Here is a 17,451-nt window from a genome sequence, read left to right as displayed (position 1 = left end):
TCATAAGAATGCGGTTTGCTTGGATATCTTTATCTTTCACCACAAGAATCGTTTCATCGTATCAATCCTTTTTCCTGTTCTCTTTCAGTCTGCCATCTGCAGGCTTTGGTGCATCCTTTGGAATCGCCCATGCATAACCGAAGCGAACCGCTCCGTCAATTCTGTTTTCTTCACAGAGCTTTTGTATTCTCCGCTTGGAGATTCCCCATTTATCAGCAGCCTGCTGCACGGATATATAATCAAGCATTTGTATTCCTCCATCATGTATGTTGATTACAGTATATACGCAAAAGCGAATGAAATCAACAATTCGTTTTATACAAATATGTTCGTGATGATAGTCATTGTTGGTTCGTTCTCAATCCTATGTCCATACTGTACAATAAGTTGGGAGGTGAACTGACAGTGGAGGAACTACTGAACTTATTTGGCCAGATCGTTAAAGATGCACGGCATAGAGCAGACATGACACAGGATGCTCTTGCTGAACAGGCTGGAGTCACGACACGATACATAATGGCCATTGAAAATGAAAACAAGCACCCAAGTATGCCGGTGCTGTTTAAGATAATCCGCATCTTAAAAATATCAACCGATACGATCTTTTATCCTGAAATTCAACATACGGACAGAGAAAAAGAACAGCTCATGCATATGATCCAGCTGTGCAGCGAAAAGGAAATCAAAATAGCCGCTGCAACCGTCAAGGCGTTATTGGATGCCAGATAAGCAAAATCCATCTTCTTTCTTCGGAGGTGGATTTCCTTATCTCTACCCCCCAATACGGTTCTTTCTCTGTGTTTAAAGAAATCCTTAGAGTGAAAGGTTCACTGCATAGGTCATGATGACACATACCATATGCCGCCAACAGGTCGCACTACTCCCTTGGCGGCAGGGTATGTGTTTTTTCATTTCACCGTAAACAGTAAACTACTCTTACCGCCGTTTTCCCGCCAGCGCTGTTCCTTTTGAAGATAGCCGGTCTTTTCAAGGTCAGCGATGGCTCTCTGCACCGTGCGGCGGGAGAGCTTCAAATCTTTGGCGATGGTACCGATTGCAGGGTAACAGGTTCCGTCCTTGTTCGCCCGATCTTTCAGATAGCGGTACACCACCACAGCACGGTGAGGGACATTTTCAGCGTAGAGAGAGGAAAGATAGCTCAATCACGAACACCCCCTAATCGGTGCGCAGAGGCATGGCAGGAGGCTCCGGCTCATGAATCTGCACTGGAGTATGCAGAGATCCACCGCTGCGGTCGCCACCGGGTGGCTCCGGGAACTCGGCAAAATCATCTTCCTCATAGGCACAGCCTCGCTGGAGGATTTCCTGCTCCAGCTCAAAGCGGTCAGCATAATGAACCTTTCGGGCGGCACGTTCATCTACCACATAGGGTTTCTCAAACTGGATGCCCCATTTCAGAAACAGTGGCAGCTTGGTGCGCATGGGACAGCAGCCGGTCTTGGCCAGAATAAAATTGCCTTTGGGCAGGGTTTTCAGCTCATCTGGTGTCATAAGCGGTCGCTGGATCATCTGCAGGCTCTGGCTTGGATCGTTTTTCCCCCTGCTGATGGAGCCGGACATGACGGTTTTGTTGCCAAGCGCTCTGGATAGAATATCGGCGCTTTCGGAGTTTGGGGCAAAGCCACCGAACAGAATGTCCTGACAATTGTCGATGATGATGGCGGAACCCTCTTTGCCGTAGTTTTTCTCAAGTTGAGCAAAGGACTGGATGATGGGTACCATACTGATACGGCGGGAGCGGCCTGCGGAGAACATCATTTCCATCGACTGGATTTTCGGGATAGTTCCAATCTCATCTGCAAATATCATTATCCGGTTAGGTAGTTTTCCACCGTATTCATCAGCCACCGTCAGCATTTCCCGGTAGAGCTGCTGCAGGAACAGCGACACCATAAAGTATTTCGTATTATCTTCCTCCGGCAGTACGATAAAGATGGCACACTTTTCTTTACAGAAGGTTTCCGTATCAAGAGAGCTGTCAAAGCACAGGAATAGCGATAGGTAATCCCTTGATGTTATCGTAGGATTTTCCCCCGCTCCACACCGTGCATGCGAGTTTCCCCGCACACGGCGTTCCATCATTTTAGAGTTGTAGATAAACAGGATATTTCTCGAAACTTTAGAAACTTTCAGATGGCAAAGTTACCAGCCATCAGCCTTAGTTTATTGATTTTCTTTAGCATGGTTTGGGTAGGATTGATTCTGCCGAGATATGCTTGAATTGTTTCGGGCTGTACCGCATGAATGAGAGTGTGTACCTCTTTGTGTAGAATAATTAGGTTGCTGTACCTGTCAGTACCATCGTTTTCCCTTGGAACTTTATGATGGCAGTGGATTTCATCTATCCACAACACTTTTCCAGTTACAGCGCATTTCCCATACTGCGCCGCCCATAAGGAGAGCCTGTTGTCCATAAATTCAATGCTCTTATTCGTGTGCCGCTCCCGCATAAGCAGGAGCAACACCGTAATGTCAAACTTTAAGTTTTCATGGATTTCGGCTCTGCCTGCTTGCGTGTATTTGCATATCTCTTTTTTCTTGTACAGAGGTGCTTTTGTCTGAATATAACCAATAGGGCATAGCGGATATTTATTAAGATACCGCATCCGTTTACTTGCTCCATAGTTTTTCAAAATGTACACATTGTTTGTTACCCCTGTTTTCCCAAGACGAGTTCCCAACCTGTTTTTCATTACTATGCTAAGACTGCGTTGAATTTTGGCACAGTCAATGCTGATGTGCGTGGCAAACTTGTAGTAATTGTGGATACCCCATACCATTGAATTGTAGAGATTGAGCATCCGTTTCTCATCAAGCAAATCTTTAGGCCGTTGCATTCCTTTGATTTTAGCTGAAAGTTTCTGTTTTTCGCTTTGCAACGCCTTGTTGCTCATATGAGATTTCACCACATATTTATCGCCTTTTTTTACCGCTTTGAGCTTAAACCCAAGGAATTCTGAATATTGCTTTTTCAGATTAACGACTTTGGACTTTTCTTCGCTGATTTCCAGCTTTAATCTATCCCTTAGCCATTGTTTGACCGCCAGAAACACCCTGTCGGCATCGCTTTTAGTACGGCAAAAAATTTTGAAATCATCCGCATATCTGACGATAAACATTTCTTTTAAGCCAGTTTTCTTGAGTACCCGATATACATTCCCACGGTTGAGTTTATCGCTACACATTGTTTCATAAGACGTATGTGTCGGCATTGTTTCCCATTGGGAGGCTACCCACCAATCCAATTCATTCAACACTATATTGGATAATAGCGGTGATAATATTCCGCCCTGCGGCGTTCCCTTTATGGGGCATTGCATTTCACCGTTTGGCATTTCTATCGGTGCTTTCAGCATTGCTTTAATCACGCATAGTAACTTCTTATCTCGTATCCCCATCGCCCATATTTGCCGTATCAGCTTTGCATGGTTCACATTGTCGAAAAAGCCTTTAATATCTATGTCCACAACAAAGTGCAGATGTTGCCGTTGTATCATGCGGTAGCATTGGGCAATCGCATCTTCCGCAGACCTTTTCGGTCTGAACCCGTTGCTCCTGTCATAAAATTTAGCTTCACAGATAGGCTCTAACACTTGTAAAATGCTCTGCTGTACCAGCCTGTCAAAAATTGTAGGGATTCCGAGTGGGCGTGTCTTACCGTTTGGTTTTGGGATTTCAACACGCCGTACAGGTTTTGGTTTGTACCATGCCAGTTTGTTTTGTACACATTTGACATACTGTTCAGCGGACAACTTTTCGATATCCGATATATTTCTGCCGTCTGCGCCTGAAGTACCACTGCCGCTGTTGCGCTTGATATTCCGATACGCAAGCATGATGTTTTCCTTTGACTGAATTAAATCCATGAGCTTGTCAAATGTCGCACCGTTTTTGCTTTTCTCATATAGATCATCAAGCGTTTCCTGCAAGCCATAATACTCAATATTTCTTAGTTTCTTTTGTTTCGTCATAGGCATCATCCTCCTCTCGGAGCATGATTTTCTCAGGCAAAATTGCCTTAGTCATACTCGAAGCTACGAAGAATATACCTGTTATCTGTTATTCTCTAAAATGACTTGTGGCTGTTGCTCCATCTTCATTACAAAGACTTCATCGCTCGTGCCACTACTCTCACTGCAATAAAGGAACCTTATTTATTCGATTCCAACGCCTCAACGGTATGCAATTACCTCTGCGTTTGCAGCTTTCCACGTTCCGATAATCCTATCTTTTCATATACCCGTAGGTGCTTGCTTTAAGCCTGTGCGCTGGGTGAAGCCTGTAACTCCACATGGTATTTCATAAACAAAATTCTTACTTTACCACACGCACCTTCAAATGAAGATATGCATTTCTGCATACTAATGGTTTAGACTCGTACCTTCGCAAGTTCGTCAGATTTCTCATTCTCACCATAGGTATTTTGTAGACCCCCGGCATATAGGCCGCACCGTCCACCTCTGGACAGCTTTCCACAGCTTGACCTGTTTGGGCTGCTCTCTGCCGACTTCTCCGAGCTTTACACACAGCCGTGATTGCGTTGACTATGCATATCGGAGTATTAGGGCGGCGCTTCAGGGCGTTACCCCATCATTCCACCTGTCGGATTATCAGTTCTACAAGTTCATGTTTGCGAAACTCCTTTCAATTTCCCTTTTATTCGACCTTGTGCCTAACCTTTTCAGTTAGGAACGTGTCGCACTTTGCTCCATCTCTGAATCCAGAAACGCATTGAGCCTTGACATAGCTGTGGACAGTACCGAAGCCATCGCTTGGTCTGCGGTATTTAGTGCTGCTCCCGCAAACCATTTTGCCTTATGGTCAGACGGCAGCTTATCCATCAGAAGCTGGAACTGGCTTTTATTCTTCACCGGCGAGGGAGCCAGCAAGTCCTGTATCATTTTAAACACCGATATGATGTGCCGCTTCTCCGGAGGACAGTATTCCGCAATCAGCAGGATGACGGATGTCAGCAAACCTTCGGCGGCATCGTAGAAAAATGCATTTTGACCGTAGCTTGCCGAGTCCTCGCCGCTGCTGGAGATAATGGTCTTGGCGGTAATCTTGGCATACTTCTCGGCCTTGGCTTTTAAAGCGAGGTTCTCCGGATTTTTCATGTAGGCATCCATATAGCGGTTGACCAGCTGCAGGATGTTATCGCCATCCGAGCGGGTGGGGTTACGCAGATCCAGCACCGATATTTTATAGCCATAGTAATCTTTTGCGATGCCAGCGTAATTTCTGAACAGGTCACCTTTGGTATCAGTACAGAGGAAACTCATGCCACAAGCACAGGCATATTCGATATTGGGATAAAGAAAATTGGCAGTTTTACCTACACCGGCAGCGCCGATCATAAGGCAGTGAATGTCGCCGTTATCAATTAGAGCGGTGGTAGAGCCTGCCTTTTGTCTGCAGCCCACCACAAGCCCCTGCAGGGCGGGCAGATTTTGCCCACGCCGCCATTTCTCCGGCTCATAGGGTACATGGGCGTATGTCCGTTTGATTTCGCTTTCTGTGGCGAAACGAGCGGTACCGTGCTGACCGTCACCTACGGTCTTGGATTTGATACCGTTTAAGGTATAGTAATGTGCCAGCAGGGAAATGAAGCCGATGACAGTAAACATCCCCAGCCCAATTACAATTAAGGTTATAATTTGTGTTGTTTGCATAGAGAACTCCTTTCCGATAGGCGGCTCATGATAAGCACAAGCCGCCCTGCTCTTGTTTCTTTTCTGCCGCCTTCTGAATGGAAAGCTCCACGAGGACAGCGCCCTTTAAGCATTCGGACGCCAGCTGTTCGAAGCTCTCCGCACAGCTTTGTTTTTCGCTTTGTGTTTCTATTTGGGAGCATAAAAAAAGCGGCATCAGAGAGTTTCCAATGTCGCTTAGTTTGTTTTCCAGCCTGCCATGGTTTTGATAGGTTTTAAAGCTGTATTTTAATCTGCTTTCCACTGTGGACAAATCCCGGCAGTGACTGATGCGCTTGTATTCCTTGGTAGCAGCCAACACAGAGAGACCAGCCAGTTTCACCAGTGCATTTTTCCTCTGCTGTGGATTGCCTCGGCAGTTTTGCAGTGTTTTCCGAAACACATCAACGGAGCAGTCGGCACTTTGATGCTCCCATGTGAATTTACTAATTTCTTCACATAGCTCATCACGAAGTAACAGTTGCGGATGTTCCTCGGCAGGAATTGGTGTGAAACCGTGCTGTGCTTTCAAATCCTCATTCCAGTCTTTATATTTGGATTGCGCCTGACCTGCTGCAAACTGCCCATGTTCCATTAAAATATCATAGATGCGCTCGGTAGCTTCAATGCCTGCCGCATCGTGATCGAGGCACAGCACCACATGATCGAGCTGCGGATACATCCCCAGCAGCTTCAGGATCGGTTGTTCAGACACACCGTTTAACGCTACATAGCTGGCGTTTTTCCAGTTCTGCGGATGTAGGCTAATGTAGGATAGCAGATCAATGGGCGCTTCAAACGCAAACAGGTTATGGGGATAGGGACTTTTAGATATATAATGAAAGCTGTAGGCTGGATTGCTGCCCTCCACATTGATACGGAACCCGCTGTCGGTCACCGTGCTTTTCTTATGGGCATGACGGGCCATGCCTTTTTCATCGAAGCCCACAAACACAGCGTTGTGGTATTCAGCATCCTCAAACAGCAGCTTTTCTCTGGCAAACTCGGACAGCACCTCACGGCTGATACAGCGCTGCTTGATCAGATAAGCAAATACCCGGCGCATATCCGTATGGGCAGGCGGTAACACAAAGGGCTTTCGCTGCTCTGGTTCGCTGCTTTTGTTGTGTTGCCGGTATTCCACCCCCTGTTCGCCGCCCAGCAGCAGGCTGACCGCCTCCGGAAAAGATAGGTTGTAGAGCCGTTTCACAAGGTCAATGGCATAGCTGCCCTCCTGAGCGGAGTGATCGTACCAGCGGTTTCCACGGACAGTAATACTGTGATCTCTGGCCAGTCGTTTATCTCTGCCGGAGGGCAGGAGTTTTTCGCCTTGCCGCTGGAGGAAGTCCACCAAATCTACCGAATTGGCTCGCTCCTTTTGTTCATCTGTAAAATAGATATAGCCTGACACAAAAAAACCTCCCATCATAAATGAATTTGTTGTGATACATGATCGTCACGCTTGTGACCCTGCGCCTGCTTTTTCTCCTGCAGCTTCCGTCTGCGCTTGCGGTCGATGTGATCAGCGGCAGCTCCGGCGGTTCTACGGTAATCCTCACGGAACAGATTTTCCAGTTGATGCATAAGCCGAGTGGCGGCCAGCAACACCGAGGGATTGCGATAGCTGTTGATGTTGTCAATCAGATACTGCGCATAGATATTGCCCTGCGCCGCAGACTGCCCCAGCCAGTAGAGACTCTTTTCCTTGTCACGGGGAACATCTTCCCCTTGGAGATAGAGCTTGCCGAGCTGATAGGCTGCATACTCATTTTTCTTCTCTGCGGATAAGGTAAGCAGCCGGATTGCCTCGCCAACATCCTTGCGAACGCCATCACCGCTAAGATACAGCTTTGCCAAGGCATATTGGGCATAGGCATTGCCGAGATTGGAGGAGAGCGTAAGCCACTTGACCGCTTCGGAAACATTTTTACTGATATCCTCACCAGAGAGGTAAAGCCTGCCGAGCTGATAGGCGGCATATTCGTTTTTCTGTTCTGCGGCAGCAGTAAACATGGCCACCGCTTTTGGAATATCTTTCTCCATATGAGTACCATCCCGATACAGCTTACCAAGCGCATATTGTGCCCCAGCGTTTCCGGCATCTGCCGCCTTGATCATCCATGCCACCGCCTGTGCCGGATTGCCAATATCGTTTTCCAGATATACCTTGCCCAGCAGATATTGAGCATTTATATTTCCAAGCTGTGCCGATTTTCCTAAGTAGGAAATCGCCGCCTGCACATCCTTATCCGTACCGATTCCGGTGTAAAGCATCTGACCGAGGCGGTATTGTAGCTTGTCATCATGGCTGTCCTTTTCCAGGCGATAAAATCCGGAAAAGGCGGCTTTGAAATACTGCTTGGATAAAGCGGCATCCACCGGCGTACCGACACCGTCACGATACATCTTGGCAAGCTCATAATCCGCATAGGGATTTCCTTGATTGGCAGAGAGAGTATAGAGGCGGAGCGCCTCCGCATAATTCTGTGAAACACCCGGACCACGATAGTACAGACTGCCGAGAGAATATTGGGCGTATTTGTGGTTCTTATCCACTGCCTCCTGAAACCATGAGGCGGCCTGCCCATAGTCCTGCTCTGTACCGAGACCGGCAGCGTACATTTTTCCAATGCGGTATTCCAGATAGGGCTTTGGCCTTTCTTCCTTTGCGGATAAAAAAGCGGTCAGGGCTTTTTCGTACCAAACATGAGCTGTCTGTAAATCAATATCACGTTCCAAGCCGTCCGCAAACATCCTGCCGAGGTCATGCATGGCCAGAGCATTTCCAAGTTCTGCTTCAAGAATGAACAGCCGATCATCCGGATAAACATCCGCAGGCTCGGACATCTCCGGTTCCGGCGCAGCTTCATCCTCAAATGAAACATGGTGACTTCTGAAGCGCAACGCTTCGGCAATCACCATGTTTTTAATGCTTTTAAATTGTTTCTGCTGAGAGAGCGGAGGGAGGGGTGGCAGCTTATTGGTATAGGTCTTTAGAATTTCATTCTGCCAGTCGTTCCATGTTCGGTACAGCTTATCGATGCGTTCCTCCTTGGCAAGCTCATCCACGATGCGGTCAATGATAGCTTTCACATCTGCCTTGAGGAACCCATATACCTTTTTGCCCCCTGTGTTTTGAAGCCGTTTCGATAATAGCAGCAGATCCACTTCGATGGCTTTGTTTTCACAAACATGATCTTGTACCTGTGAAAGCAGTTCAGCCATCACCTCAGCGGCACTTTGTTTAAGCTGATTGCGGGCTTCATTCTGATGCTCATAAATATGGGCGAAGTCCTGACGGAAAATATCGTGCGCCAGCTCTGAGCGCATAGCTTCGATAGCAGGCTCGGTGAGAAATCCATCATTGTCTTTGGCGGAGTAGACCATGAGATGCACATGGGGATGATGGCTTTCATTATGAAAAGCGGCATACCATCGCAGATTCTCACTGTCGATTTTCATATGTTTGCAGAGCATAGCTTTTTTGCTGCGGAGTAAATCCTGCCACTGCTTACCACTGTCATAACCAAGCCTTGCGGCATCTTCCCGGCGCAGACTGATGACATGAGTCCAGACAGCGCCTTTGTGTTTGCACACATCCTCCTGCACCCGAGCCAGCACCACCGGCACTCCGGCATCGGTGAATAGACCATGCTCACCGATACGCTCCACACGGGGACGGCCAGCGATGTACTCCACATAATTTTCGCGCTTACCGATGAGGTTGAGATTCTGTTCCAAGGCAAGGGAGATAAATTCGGTAGCATTGCCGATGGTGGGGTTCTCACAGTAATCAGCATACTCCAGCATTTCCTTGGTAGAGGGAATATCTCGGATGAGCTGATGGATGAGCTGCTGTTGCTTTACGGTAGCCAGAAGCAGCAGCTTGCTCTCATCAATTTTTTCTACACCCTCACGGGTACCAATGTACTTCACATAGTTTTCAAGCTGAGCGGGTGGAGCATCCCGCATATATTGCGAGGTGAATATGATTTTCGGCATGGCGGCCTCCTTTCTATGTTATTGGCAAAAGAAAAGAGCGACCATGTGGTAAATGATCGCTCGAAAAAATATACTTCTTGATTATCCTGCCGCCCATATTTCTATTTCTATTTTTATTGTTTCTAAACCTAAAGCATTTACATAAGCAATTGTCATAGAAGGAGGGATTTCTCCGAAAAAATCACCATATATCTTATCAAAATAATCCCAATCAATTTCTTCTGTTGACCATATATTTACCTTTATAACATTATCCGACTTCAAATCTACACTGTTCAGGAGATTTGCTATATTTATAAATGTATTCTTTACTTGTTGATTAAACTCTTCAGGAATATTTCCGCTCAAATCTGCTCCAATTTGACCTGAAAATGTATAAAATGTTGAATTTGGCTTAATTTTAGTTATATGAGTATAATTTCCTACTGCTTTGCTTATTTTTCCTGATGAAGATAATCTTGTAACTACATTGTTATTCATTTGGTAAAATCCTTTCTCTGTTGGATAAATAATTTCTAACACTATATACCATCAATACTACACAGTTATCCACTGTTAGAAATTTACTCTCCAAAAACAGAGATGGAATTTTCGTTAATTTTTATATTGCTATTTACTAAAACCAATCTCATTCCGGCACCTCCTTTTTAGTAATTATATTAACAGCCTAAGATTTAGTCAAGTATTCATTTGCTAAATTGGAAAGCAGGACAAAGCGGTACAAATCTTGCGATTTTATACCGCATGTGCAGAGGCCGTCCACCTATGTTCCTTACAGCACACCGAGCCTTTGCAGCAGCTCCACGCAGTCTTTTGCACCCTGCACATAGAGGTGCTGGCACTCATGGTCGGCAATCAAATTGGTTTTCTCAAAATAATCAGTAAGAATTTTTTGCTGATCCGCCGGTAGCGTTTTGACAATCTCACGAGCTTGAGAGCTGAGAGCTTTTACCTCAGCGTAAAGCTGCCGCTCTATATCATCCAGATTTTCCTTGAGCTTGCTGATTGCAGCTTCCGTCAGCTCACGGATAGCTGTTTCAAAGATTTCATTTTTCTCCATTGCACTTTTACCTCCTTTCGCAACACACCATAAACGAATGTATTTCCATAGTCCATACCCAAAAGAAACAAATAATTCCTATCATTTTAGGTTCGCCGCTTTTGGTAGTTATATGCGTCCTCAAAATCAACCGCACCGTTGATTCGTTTCACTTCCTCCACACATTTTAAGTGTAGGCTTTGCAGTGCCTGCTCGTCAATCGCATGGGTATACGCTACCACATGAGAGAGCTTGGACAGCTCGGTAGCGATTTTGAAATCCATTCTGGCCAGACGGTTTTCCGTATCTCGAATGGCACTGACGAGGACGGACGATAAGCTCTGCAGCAAATAGTTTTCAATTTTCTGCGAGGTAAGATAGCCGCAGTAAAACCTCAACGCCTCGGTGACAAATTCATTTCGGGATTTCACGTTGGCCTGCTCCAGCAGCTCATCGCACCGATCCAGCACTTCCTTTTCGATATAAAAGCCGGTGCGGATTTTTTCCGGTTCCTTTGCCATAATGCCTCCTTTTCTCTGTGAATTTTGCCCCGGTATGCAGGGTAAGCTCCGGAAACACCCGATTTTCCTTGCTCTTTTCTGAAACCAGCATAACAAATCAGGACTTCGGTCAGAAAGTTATGTCACTTCGGAATCCCCGAACGGCTTTGCCGGTCGGTGTTTTTCGGATTTAGGCTGCCAAAGCAGCATAAACCCTTTAACCTGCACCACTTTCGACCCTACCGGAACGCCCTCATTCTGAGGTTTCTTCACCGCATCCGGGGCTTTCTCACATTCTCTCCACATGGGCGCAACGTGGGCGGTACGATGCTAATGGGTATCAGGATGCCACCACGCCTGCCAAAAGGCCACACAGGGCAACACCGCCGCCCACACGCCCGGACAGCGTTCCTGCTTACACCAGCCTGTTGTCAGAGCCGCCTGCCGCAGCAGGGCGAACCGGCCTTTGGGGCTTCTGTTTGGTGGCGGCCTCACGGGAGAGCTTATCGTCAATGTATTCACGGGTGGCCTGCGGAACGTGCTTTTCATAGAGCTTTTGGACAGTATCCTCCAGCTCCGTCTGCAAATCTGCATCCTTTTTGCTCATGTGGTAGGTCAGGGCATCCAGCTTTTCGCTGTCAAAGCTGACGGTCAGTGTTGCTTTTTTCATCGTACTTTCCTCCATTTCATAGTTTCATTTCGGGTGACTGTGAGGGGGCATCATTCTCTTGCGTGATCCATTTTTCATAATTCGATACCGGGCAGTATCCGGCAAGCATGGACGAGAATTCCTCCAAACGGGAGGGCTTTACCTTGTCCAGCTCCATCTGCAAACCGTAGTAGCCGTTGTAAACCTTGACCACCTCGGCATCCAAAACATCAGCCCAAGCCCGCTTTCCCGGCATCGGTCAGGGTATGCTCATCCAGCTCCACGATGGTGGCAGGCTGTACCTCCACATCCTTGTGAAGCAGATGAATATCCTCCCAATGAAGATGGAGCAATTCTTTCAGTCTGCTGACAGGCGCAGCGGATTCCGATAGCTGTCCCGGCTCTGCTTCCTCCGGGTGACCGCCATACTGCGGACAGAAATCAAGGTAATAGCACACGTCAATGGCGGTGTCGCCCAGCTCTACATTTGCCACTTCTTCACGCTCATGGAGCATATCCAGTAGCGTATCCATGCTGTTAAAATCATGCTCAAAGCCGGTTTGCTGTGCCAGCTCATCAAAGCTAATGATCCAGTTGCCCTCAGTCGTATTCTGAGTTCCAGTGGATACGATGTAGTCAGCTGCGGCTGTCATCCGTTCGTTGAGGTGCTGCAAGGCCGGGGAGGTAAGAGCGGAAATATCGGGAACATAGGAGGCGTACCGGCAGTAGCCATAGCCCTCCGATTCCACCAGCAATCCGTCTTTTCTGTCCTCGCCGGTCAGCAGCAGGCAGTGATACACACCACTGCTGTCGCAGTGCATCTGCGCTATATTGTCCTGAATAAAGTCGTAATCCCTCATAGGTTTTTGCAGCACGGCTTCAAAAACTTCAGCGGGAAGCCGAATGGTTTTTGATACCTCAAAGCTCCACAGATCGAAATCTGAGGCCTTCCGTTCAAAAATCGCTTTCATGAAACATCATCTCCTTTTGTCTATTTGAGCCTGCCGTAAGCATAAAAGTGGCTGCGCCAATAGCGGCTGTTTAGATCCGCATAGCCGATTGGACTTCCACAGTGCAGCATCTGACCGTTCCCAACATAGATTCCGATGTGGCTTATGATTCCGGCTGAGGCATAGGTTCCTTGGAAAAACACCAAATCTCCGGGCTTTGCTTCCTCACGGGAGATCACAGCACACTGATTAAAAATACCCGATGCCGTGGTGCGGGGCAGATAATATACGCCTGATTTCGAATAGACCCAGCACACATAACCGGAGCAGTCAAAGGAAGTCTGCGGAGAAGAGCCGCCCCAAACATACGGGTAGCCGATATATTTTTGGGCTTCCTCCATCAACACCTGATAGGTACCATCGCCCATCTCTCCGGGATATTCTCCATCCTCCGCACCGGGGATAGCTCTGCCATACTTGGCATGGGAGTAAATCTGCTGTGCATTGATCCTGTTTTCCTCTGTAATGGTTCTGCCGAGGGAGCTTTCAAGATTTGCATATATTTCATTCGGATCGGTAATGGGGACAGCCACCGTGTAGGTTTCCTCCGTTTCGTTGCCATCCGCATCGGTGACGGTGCGGGTGCGCTCCTCGTAGCGGACAAAGCAATCCGCAAAGGCTCGGTAATCGGAAGCGTTTATCCGCAGGTTTTCAGCGCCGAAATACAGAGAATAAAAAATCGACTTCATGCGGGTGCTGTCGATGCTGCCGCTTTCGATCATGGGCGTAATCTCAGACACAGCTTCATCCAAATCAGAGAAGCTGCCCCGCATATCCTCGATGTACTGCCGGTACTCCGCTGGCACCTGTGAGGAGATACTGCCGCCGTGAAAGCTCAAATCCACAGCAGAATTGTTATGGTCTGCGGTACCGGACAGCAGGCTCATGATCATGACGATGATTAAAATAAACGGGGTGAGGATGGCGGCGATGACCACTCCCACCGTTTTCCATGTCCGTTTGTCGGTAGCAGCGGCGATTGCCGCTTTCACCGCAAGGGTAATGGTTGCCGGGTCTGCCATCGGGGATCACCACCATTTCTGCTGCCAAAGGTTGAACTGCGCATCCTCCGCATCCTGCTGCTCCTGCGCCAGACGGATGGATTTCTCCATCGCCTGATCCAAAAAATCCGTATCAAAGCCTGCGGTTTCATAGCCCTCGGCAATGGTGTGGAGATAAAAATCCGAGGGTGCGCCGAACTCCCTGCCGTCATTCATGATGTACACCATTGCATTCACAGGCTTACCGTTCAGCTCCACCTCCAGCATTTCCTTGCGGTAAAAATTCGGGTAGCCCTCATAACGGTCGAGGGAAAGCTCATCCTGCGGCCTGATTTTCCATAGAAGCACAGGTACGGAGCTGCCCTCCAGCGGCTCAATAGTAGCAACGGCTCCACGGCTGCCGCCACGGAACAGCAGCTCATATCCTTTGACCTCGCTGGCTCCCACCACCTTGGCGGTGGGGCAGCGGAATGCCATCTGCGGCAGATGAAGATTGCTGCCATAGGCAATGTATAAACGGGATTTAGCCATGTTTTCCTCCTATCATTCACATATAAATTTACATACGCATAGTAAAAGCCGGGGCATCTTCTGCCTCGGCTTCGGTTGGTTCGGGAGCGGTAGGCTGCACTTCTGTGGAAGTCTGCCGTGCCTGCTCCAGCTCTTTTTCTTTTTTCTGCCGCATTCGTTCCTTTTGCTTTTCTGCCTGCGCCGGATCACGCCAAGCGATGCAGCCATCCAGATTCTTCAGCAGATGCTCACGGGCGGTCTTGAATTCATCCCCGATCAGCCCCAAGCGCAGCAGCCAAGTGCGAAAGGTGTACTTTTCGTTGGTGGTCTGTGTCTTTGTACGGCTGGCACAGCGCTGATTGAGCGCCTGTGCGGAAATAGCCATGCACAGCTGAATGTAGGCCTTGATTTTTCCGGCATGAGTGGTTCCGTTGAACAAACGGAACTCCACCGTACCTTTCTGGAACACAGAATGAAGATTCAAACAGTGGTACCGGCTGTCATCATAGTGGATGTTGCTGCGGCTCTCGCCGTTGTACCAAATACGACCGACCTGATCCAGTGTGCGAGGCTTTCTACGGTTCAGTTCCTCCAGAAACCGGTTATCCACCGGCTTGCACCAGCGGTGCTGTCTGGCCACGGACACCTGAAGCGCCTTGTAAATCAAATCCTCCTTGGCGGCCATGATGTTGGTGATATTCCGCAAAGTATTCGCATCAAAGGGCGAGGCATCCACATGAACATGGATGCCGCAGGAGCTGTTGGCAATGGCACCGGCTTCCCGGAGCTTTCGTACCAGCTCCTGTACTTTTTCGATGTCCTCCCAGCGGCAGATGGGGCTGACCATCTCCGTTTTATATTCCGAAGAGGCCGATACCGTCTGTCTGCCATCCTTTCTCTGCGGCGTAATACTGGCATCACTCATAAATTTCCACTTACGGCCTTGGGAGTCAATAGCGGCATAGGTGTCGTAATAGCTACCATCATACACAGCCGTTGTGCCGAAATAGGCGGCGGCAATATCGGCGGCAGCCTTACGGGTGATGCCGGTCAGCTCTACCTCAATACCGAACCGCTGATCTTTCATGTCCATTTTTCTCACCTCCCATTAACGGCCACCCGCCTTTCCAAACAGTTTTGCCTTATGCTCCGGAGCATTCACCATCAGGTTGTACCGCTCATTGCCGCATTTGTAGAGGCACACCCCACGCTGCGGGTAGCGGATCAGGTTGTATTCGCTCTGCTCCAGCTGAAGCGTATCAATGTAGAACTTGGCATCAATATTTCCGGCGTTAAACAGAAACTGATGGGTCGGGATGCTGAACAGGGGCTTGGTGTACTCCCGGATACCCTCAATGTTGAAGTCCTCCAAATTCTGCGAGGCGATAATCACCGCCGAATCCTTTTTACGCACACGCTTGGAAAAGTTGCGGACGTACTCCACGGCGGTGAGGTTCGTGAGGAACAGGTAGAACTCATCAATGCTGGCGGCGGTGTTGCCGTTAGTCAGAAGCTCGTTGCTCATGTAGGATAGAATGTTGAACAGCAGGGCATTTTTCAGGCTCTTGCTAGCCTGCAGCAAACCTTTCACCCCAAAGGTCACAAAGCTGGAATCGGTGATATTGGTGTGTCCGTCAAAGAATTTCGACTCTGCACCCTTGCAGATGGAGTGCAGCCCCAGCAGGATGTTTTGGAGCAGATCTGCGGTATAAAGCTGGCGGCTGTTCTCATCAAAGGCTTTGTACTCTTCCTCAATCAGACCATACAAGTCTGACAAAATGGGATAGTCCTTGGCGGTCAGGCGATCAAATTTCGTGCTGTCGCTGATGCCCAACTTGGCGTACAGCTTTTGCAGCATAATTTCGATGGTGTCGATCTCCCGGTCGGAAAAGTCCTTATATGTCCTGAAAAAGTCCTTGAGAAAGGAAATGTGCTGACTGAGCTTGCTGCTGATGCGGAAGGTCTGAGGCGCATCCTTATCCTCCGGGCTGCCGTTTTCATCCCATGTTTTGGGTTCCAGCACATTGATGATGAACTCCCCGGACATAAGGTCGATGAAGCAGCCTCCGAGGTTGTTGGTCAAATCCTCGTACTCCATTTCGGGATCGAGGGCACACACATTCATACCGGATTCCCGCAGATTACACAGGATGAGCTTGAGCAGATAGGATTTGCCCTGACCGCTGTTGCCGAGAATCAGGATGTTGGCATTGGTCTTGTCATCGGCTCGCTTATTGAAATCCACCAGCACATTGCTGCCAAACTTATCCCGTCCCACATAAAAGCCATTGCCATCTGTTTTGCCCGAATAGTTAAAGGGATAGAGATTAGCCACAGAGCTTGCCGGGAGAACACGCTCGAACTGGTCACGGAACACATTAAAGCCGCTGGGCATCACGCACTGGAAGCCCTGCTGCTGGCGGAGCATCAGTCTGTCCACGTTGAGTTTAGAGCGAATCAGCTCGGTCATGACTTCAGTCTGCAATAGCTTCAGCTGATCCAGATCGTGTGCGGACAGCTCAATGTACACAGCCGAGTGAATGAAGGGTTCCCGGTTCCGGTGCGCCTGCGCCACGATGGTGGCCACATCCTGCAGATTGCTTTCGGCCATAACCGTCTGCTGCAAATCGTTGGTGTTGGACTTGCTCAAACGGTTTTTATTGGCGGCATTGCTGATGATTTTCTTTTCCTCCACCGGCGTGACATGGCGGGTATAGATTCGTAGGGTCACGCCATCCTTTTCTCCCAAGTGGCGCAGGATGGCCTGCTCCTCCGTGGCGGTGGGATACTCCCGCAGCGCCCAAACGCAGCGGTAGGTGTTCCCGCAGATAAAGTGGTCGGTGTTAAATTTGATTACTGAGGGGGCAATCATATCCAAAAATTCTTGGATTCTGGCATCCTCCTGCGGTGGAGATTGTGGGTTTCTTTTTCTTGCCATCGGTATTTTTTCCTTTCTGTTTTAGATTTGGGGCATAGCAAAAGCCGCCACATTATGTGACGGCTTGAGAAAATACACTGATATTACTTGA

General features: G+C 48.4%; 17 protein-coding genes. 1 reads left to right on the top strand and 16 read right to left on the bottom strand.

Going from position 1 to position 17,451, the window contains the following annotated elements:
• Positions 1-61: 61 nt before the first annotated feature.
• A complete protein-coding gene (locus tag Ami103574_RS02940) occupies positions 62-247 on the bottom strand; it encodes a helix-turn-helix domain-containing protein (protein ID WP_132383873.1) in 186 nt (61 codons plus the stop codon).
• Between the two features lie 158 nt (positions 248-405).
• On the opposite strand from Ami103574_RS02940, the gene Ami103574_RS02935 reads away from it, so the two are divergent.
• The gene (locus tag Ami103574_RS02935) at positions 406-729 is read left to right on the top strand and encodes a helix-turn-helix transcriptional regulator (RefSeq protein ID WP_132383871.1); all 324 of its coding nucleotides are present in this window, start codon (positions 406-408) and stop codon (positions 727-729) included.
• Positions 730-908: 179 nt separating this feature from the next.
• On the opposite strand, the gene Ami103574_RS02930 is transcribed toward Ami103574_RS02935, so the two are convergent.
• The 15 genes from Ami103574_RS02930 to Ami103574_RS02860 form a co-directional block, all read right to left on the bottom strand.
• Positions 909-1,163: a helix-turn-helix domain-containing protein gene (locus tag Ami103574_RS02930; protein ID WP_132383869.1), complete on the bottom strand. Its 255-nt coding sequence runs from the start codon at positions 1,161-1,163 to the stop codon at positions 909-911.
• A gap of 13 nt (positions 1,164-1,176) precedes the next feature.
• Entirely contained in the window at positions 1,177-2,088 is a 912-nt protein-coding gene (locus tag Ami103574_RS02925) for a type IV secretory system conjugative DNA transfer family protein (protein ID WP_330572206.1), read from the bottom strand.
• 62 nt (positions 2,089-2,150) lie between these two features.
• Positions 2,151-3,992 (bottom strand): group II intron reverse transcriptase/maturase, encoded by a 1,842-nt coding sequence (ltrA, locus tag Ami103574_RS02920; protein ID WP_163065209.1) that lies wholly within the window; start codon positions 3,990-3,992, stop codon positions 2,151-2,153.
• A gap of 714 nt (positions 3,993-4,706) precedes the next feature.
• Complete coding sequence (locus Ami103574_RS02915) at positions 4,707-5,693, bottom strand: type IV secretory system conjugative DNA transfer family protein (protein ID WP_330572205.1); 987 nt, start codon at positions 5,691-5,693, stop codon at positions 4,707-4,709.
• A gap of 25 nt (positions 5,694-5,718) precedes the next feature.
• Positions 5,719-7,122, bottom strand: a complete 1,404-nt coding sequence (locus Ami103574_RS02910; protein ID WP_132383865.1) for a DUF3991 and toprim domain-containing protein — start codon at positions 7,120-7,122, stop codon at positions 5,719-5,721.
• A 14-nt stretch (positions 7,123-7,136) separates the two neighbouring features.
• Positions 7,137-9,713, bottom strand: coding sequence for a MobP3 family relaxase (gene mobP3, locus Ami103574_RS02905; RefSeq protein WP_132383863.1), 2,577 nt, complete (start codon positions 9,711-9,713; stop codon positions 7,137-7,139).
• Between the two features lie 81 nt (positions 9,714-9,794).
• Positions 9,795-10,193: a RidA family protein gene (locus tag Ami103574_RS02900; protein WP_132383891.1), complete on the bottom strand. Its 399-nt coding sequence runs from the start codon at positions 10,191-10,193 to the stop codon at positions 9,795-9,797.
• 292 nt (positions 10,194-10,485) lie between these two features.
• Positions 10,486-10,773 carry a hypothetical protein gene (locus tag Ami103574_RS02895; protein ID WP_132383292.1) on the bottom strand — a complete coding sequence of 96 codons (288 nt, stop codon included), beginning with the start codon at positions 10,771-10,773 and terminating at the stop codon, positions 10,486-10,488.
• An 86-nt stretch (positions 10,774-10,859) separates the two neighbouring features.
• The gene (locus Ami103574_RS02890; protein WP_132383294.1) at positions 10,860-11,273 is read right to left on the bottom strand and encodes a ribbon-helix-helix domain-containing protein; all 414 of its coding nucleotides are present in this window, start codon (positions 11,271-11,273) and stop codon (positions 10,860-10,862) included.
• 394 nt (positions 11,274-11,667) lie between these two features.
• A complete protein-coding gene (locus tag Ami103574_RS02885) occupies positions 11,668-11,922 on the bottom strand; it encodes a DUF6103 family protein (RefSeq protein ID WP_132383297.1) in 255 nt (84 codons plus the stop codon).
• A 209-nt stretch (positions 11,923-12,131) separates the two neighbouring features.
• Positions 12,132-12,872, bottom strand: a complete 741-nt coding sequence (locus Ami103574_RS02880; RefSeq protein ID WP_243117447.1) for a DUF6329 domain-containing protein — start codon at positions 12,870-12,872, stop codon at positions 12,132-12,134.
• Positions 12,873-12,892: 20 nt separating this feature from the next.
• On the bottom strand, positions 12,893-13,933 hold the full coding sequence (locus Ami103574_RS16235) for a C40 family peptidase (protein ID WP_132383300.1): 1,041 nt from the start codon (positions 13,931-13,933) through the stop codon (positions 12,893-12,895).
• 6 nt (positions 13,934-13,939) lie between these two features.
• Positions 13,940-14,443 (bottom strand): gamma-glutamylcyclotransferase family protein, encoded by a 504-nt coding sequence (locus Ami103574_RS02870; protein ID WP_132383303.1) that lies wholly within the window; start codon positions 14,441-14,443, stop codon positions 13,940-13,942.
• 28 nt (positions 14,444-14,471) lie between these two features.
• Positions 14,472-15,515 carry an amidoligase family protein gene (locus tag Ami103574_RS02865; RefSeq protein WP_132383305.1) on the bottom strand — a complete coding sequence of 348 codons (1,044 nt, stop codon included), beginning with the start codon at positions 15,513-15,515 and terminating at the stop codon, positions 14,472-14,474.
• 15 nt (positions 15,516-15,530) lie between these two features.
• Positions 15,531-17,360: a VirB4 family type IV secretion system protein gene (locus tag Ami103574_RS02860; RefSeq protein WP_163065208.1), complete on the bottom strand. Its 1,830-nt coding sequence runs from the start codon at positions 17,358-17,360 to the stop codon at positions 15,531-15,533.
• Positions 17,361-17,451 lie beyond the last annotated feature (91 nt).

Origin of the sequence: Aminipila butyrica (assembly GCF_010669305.1) — a bacterium.
In the GTDB taxonomy this organism is placed as follows: domain Bacteria; phylum Bacillota; class Clostridia; order Peptostreptococcales; family Anaerovoracaceae; genus Aminipila; species Aminipila butyrica.
This window is presented reverse-complemented; position numbering and strand designations above follow the sequence as displayed.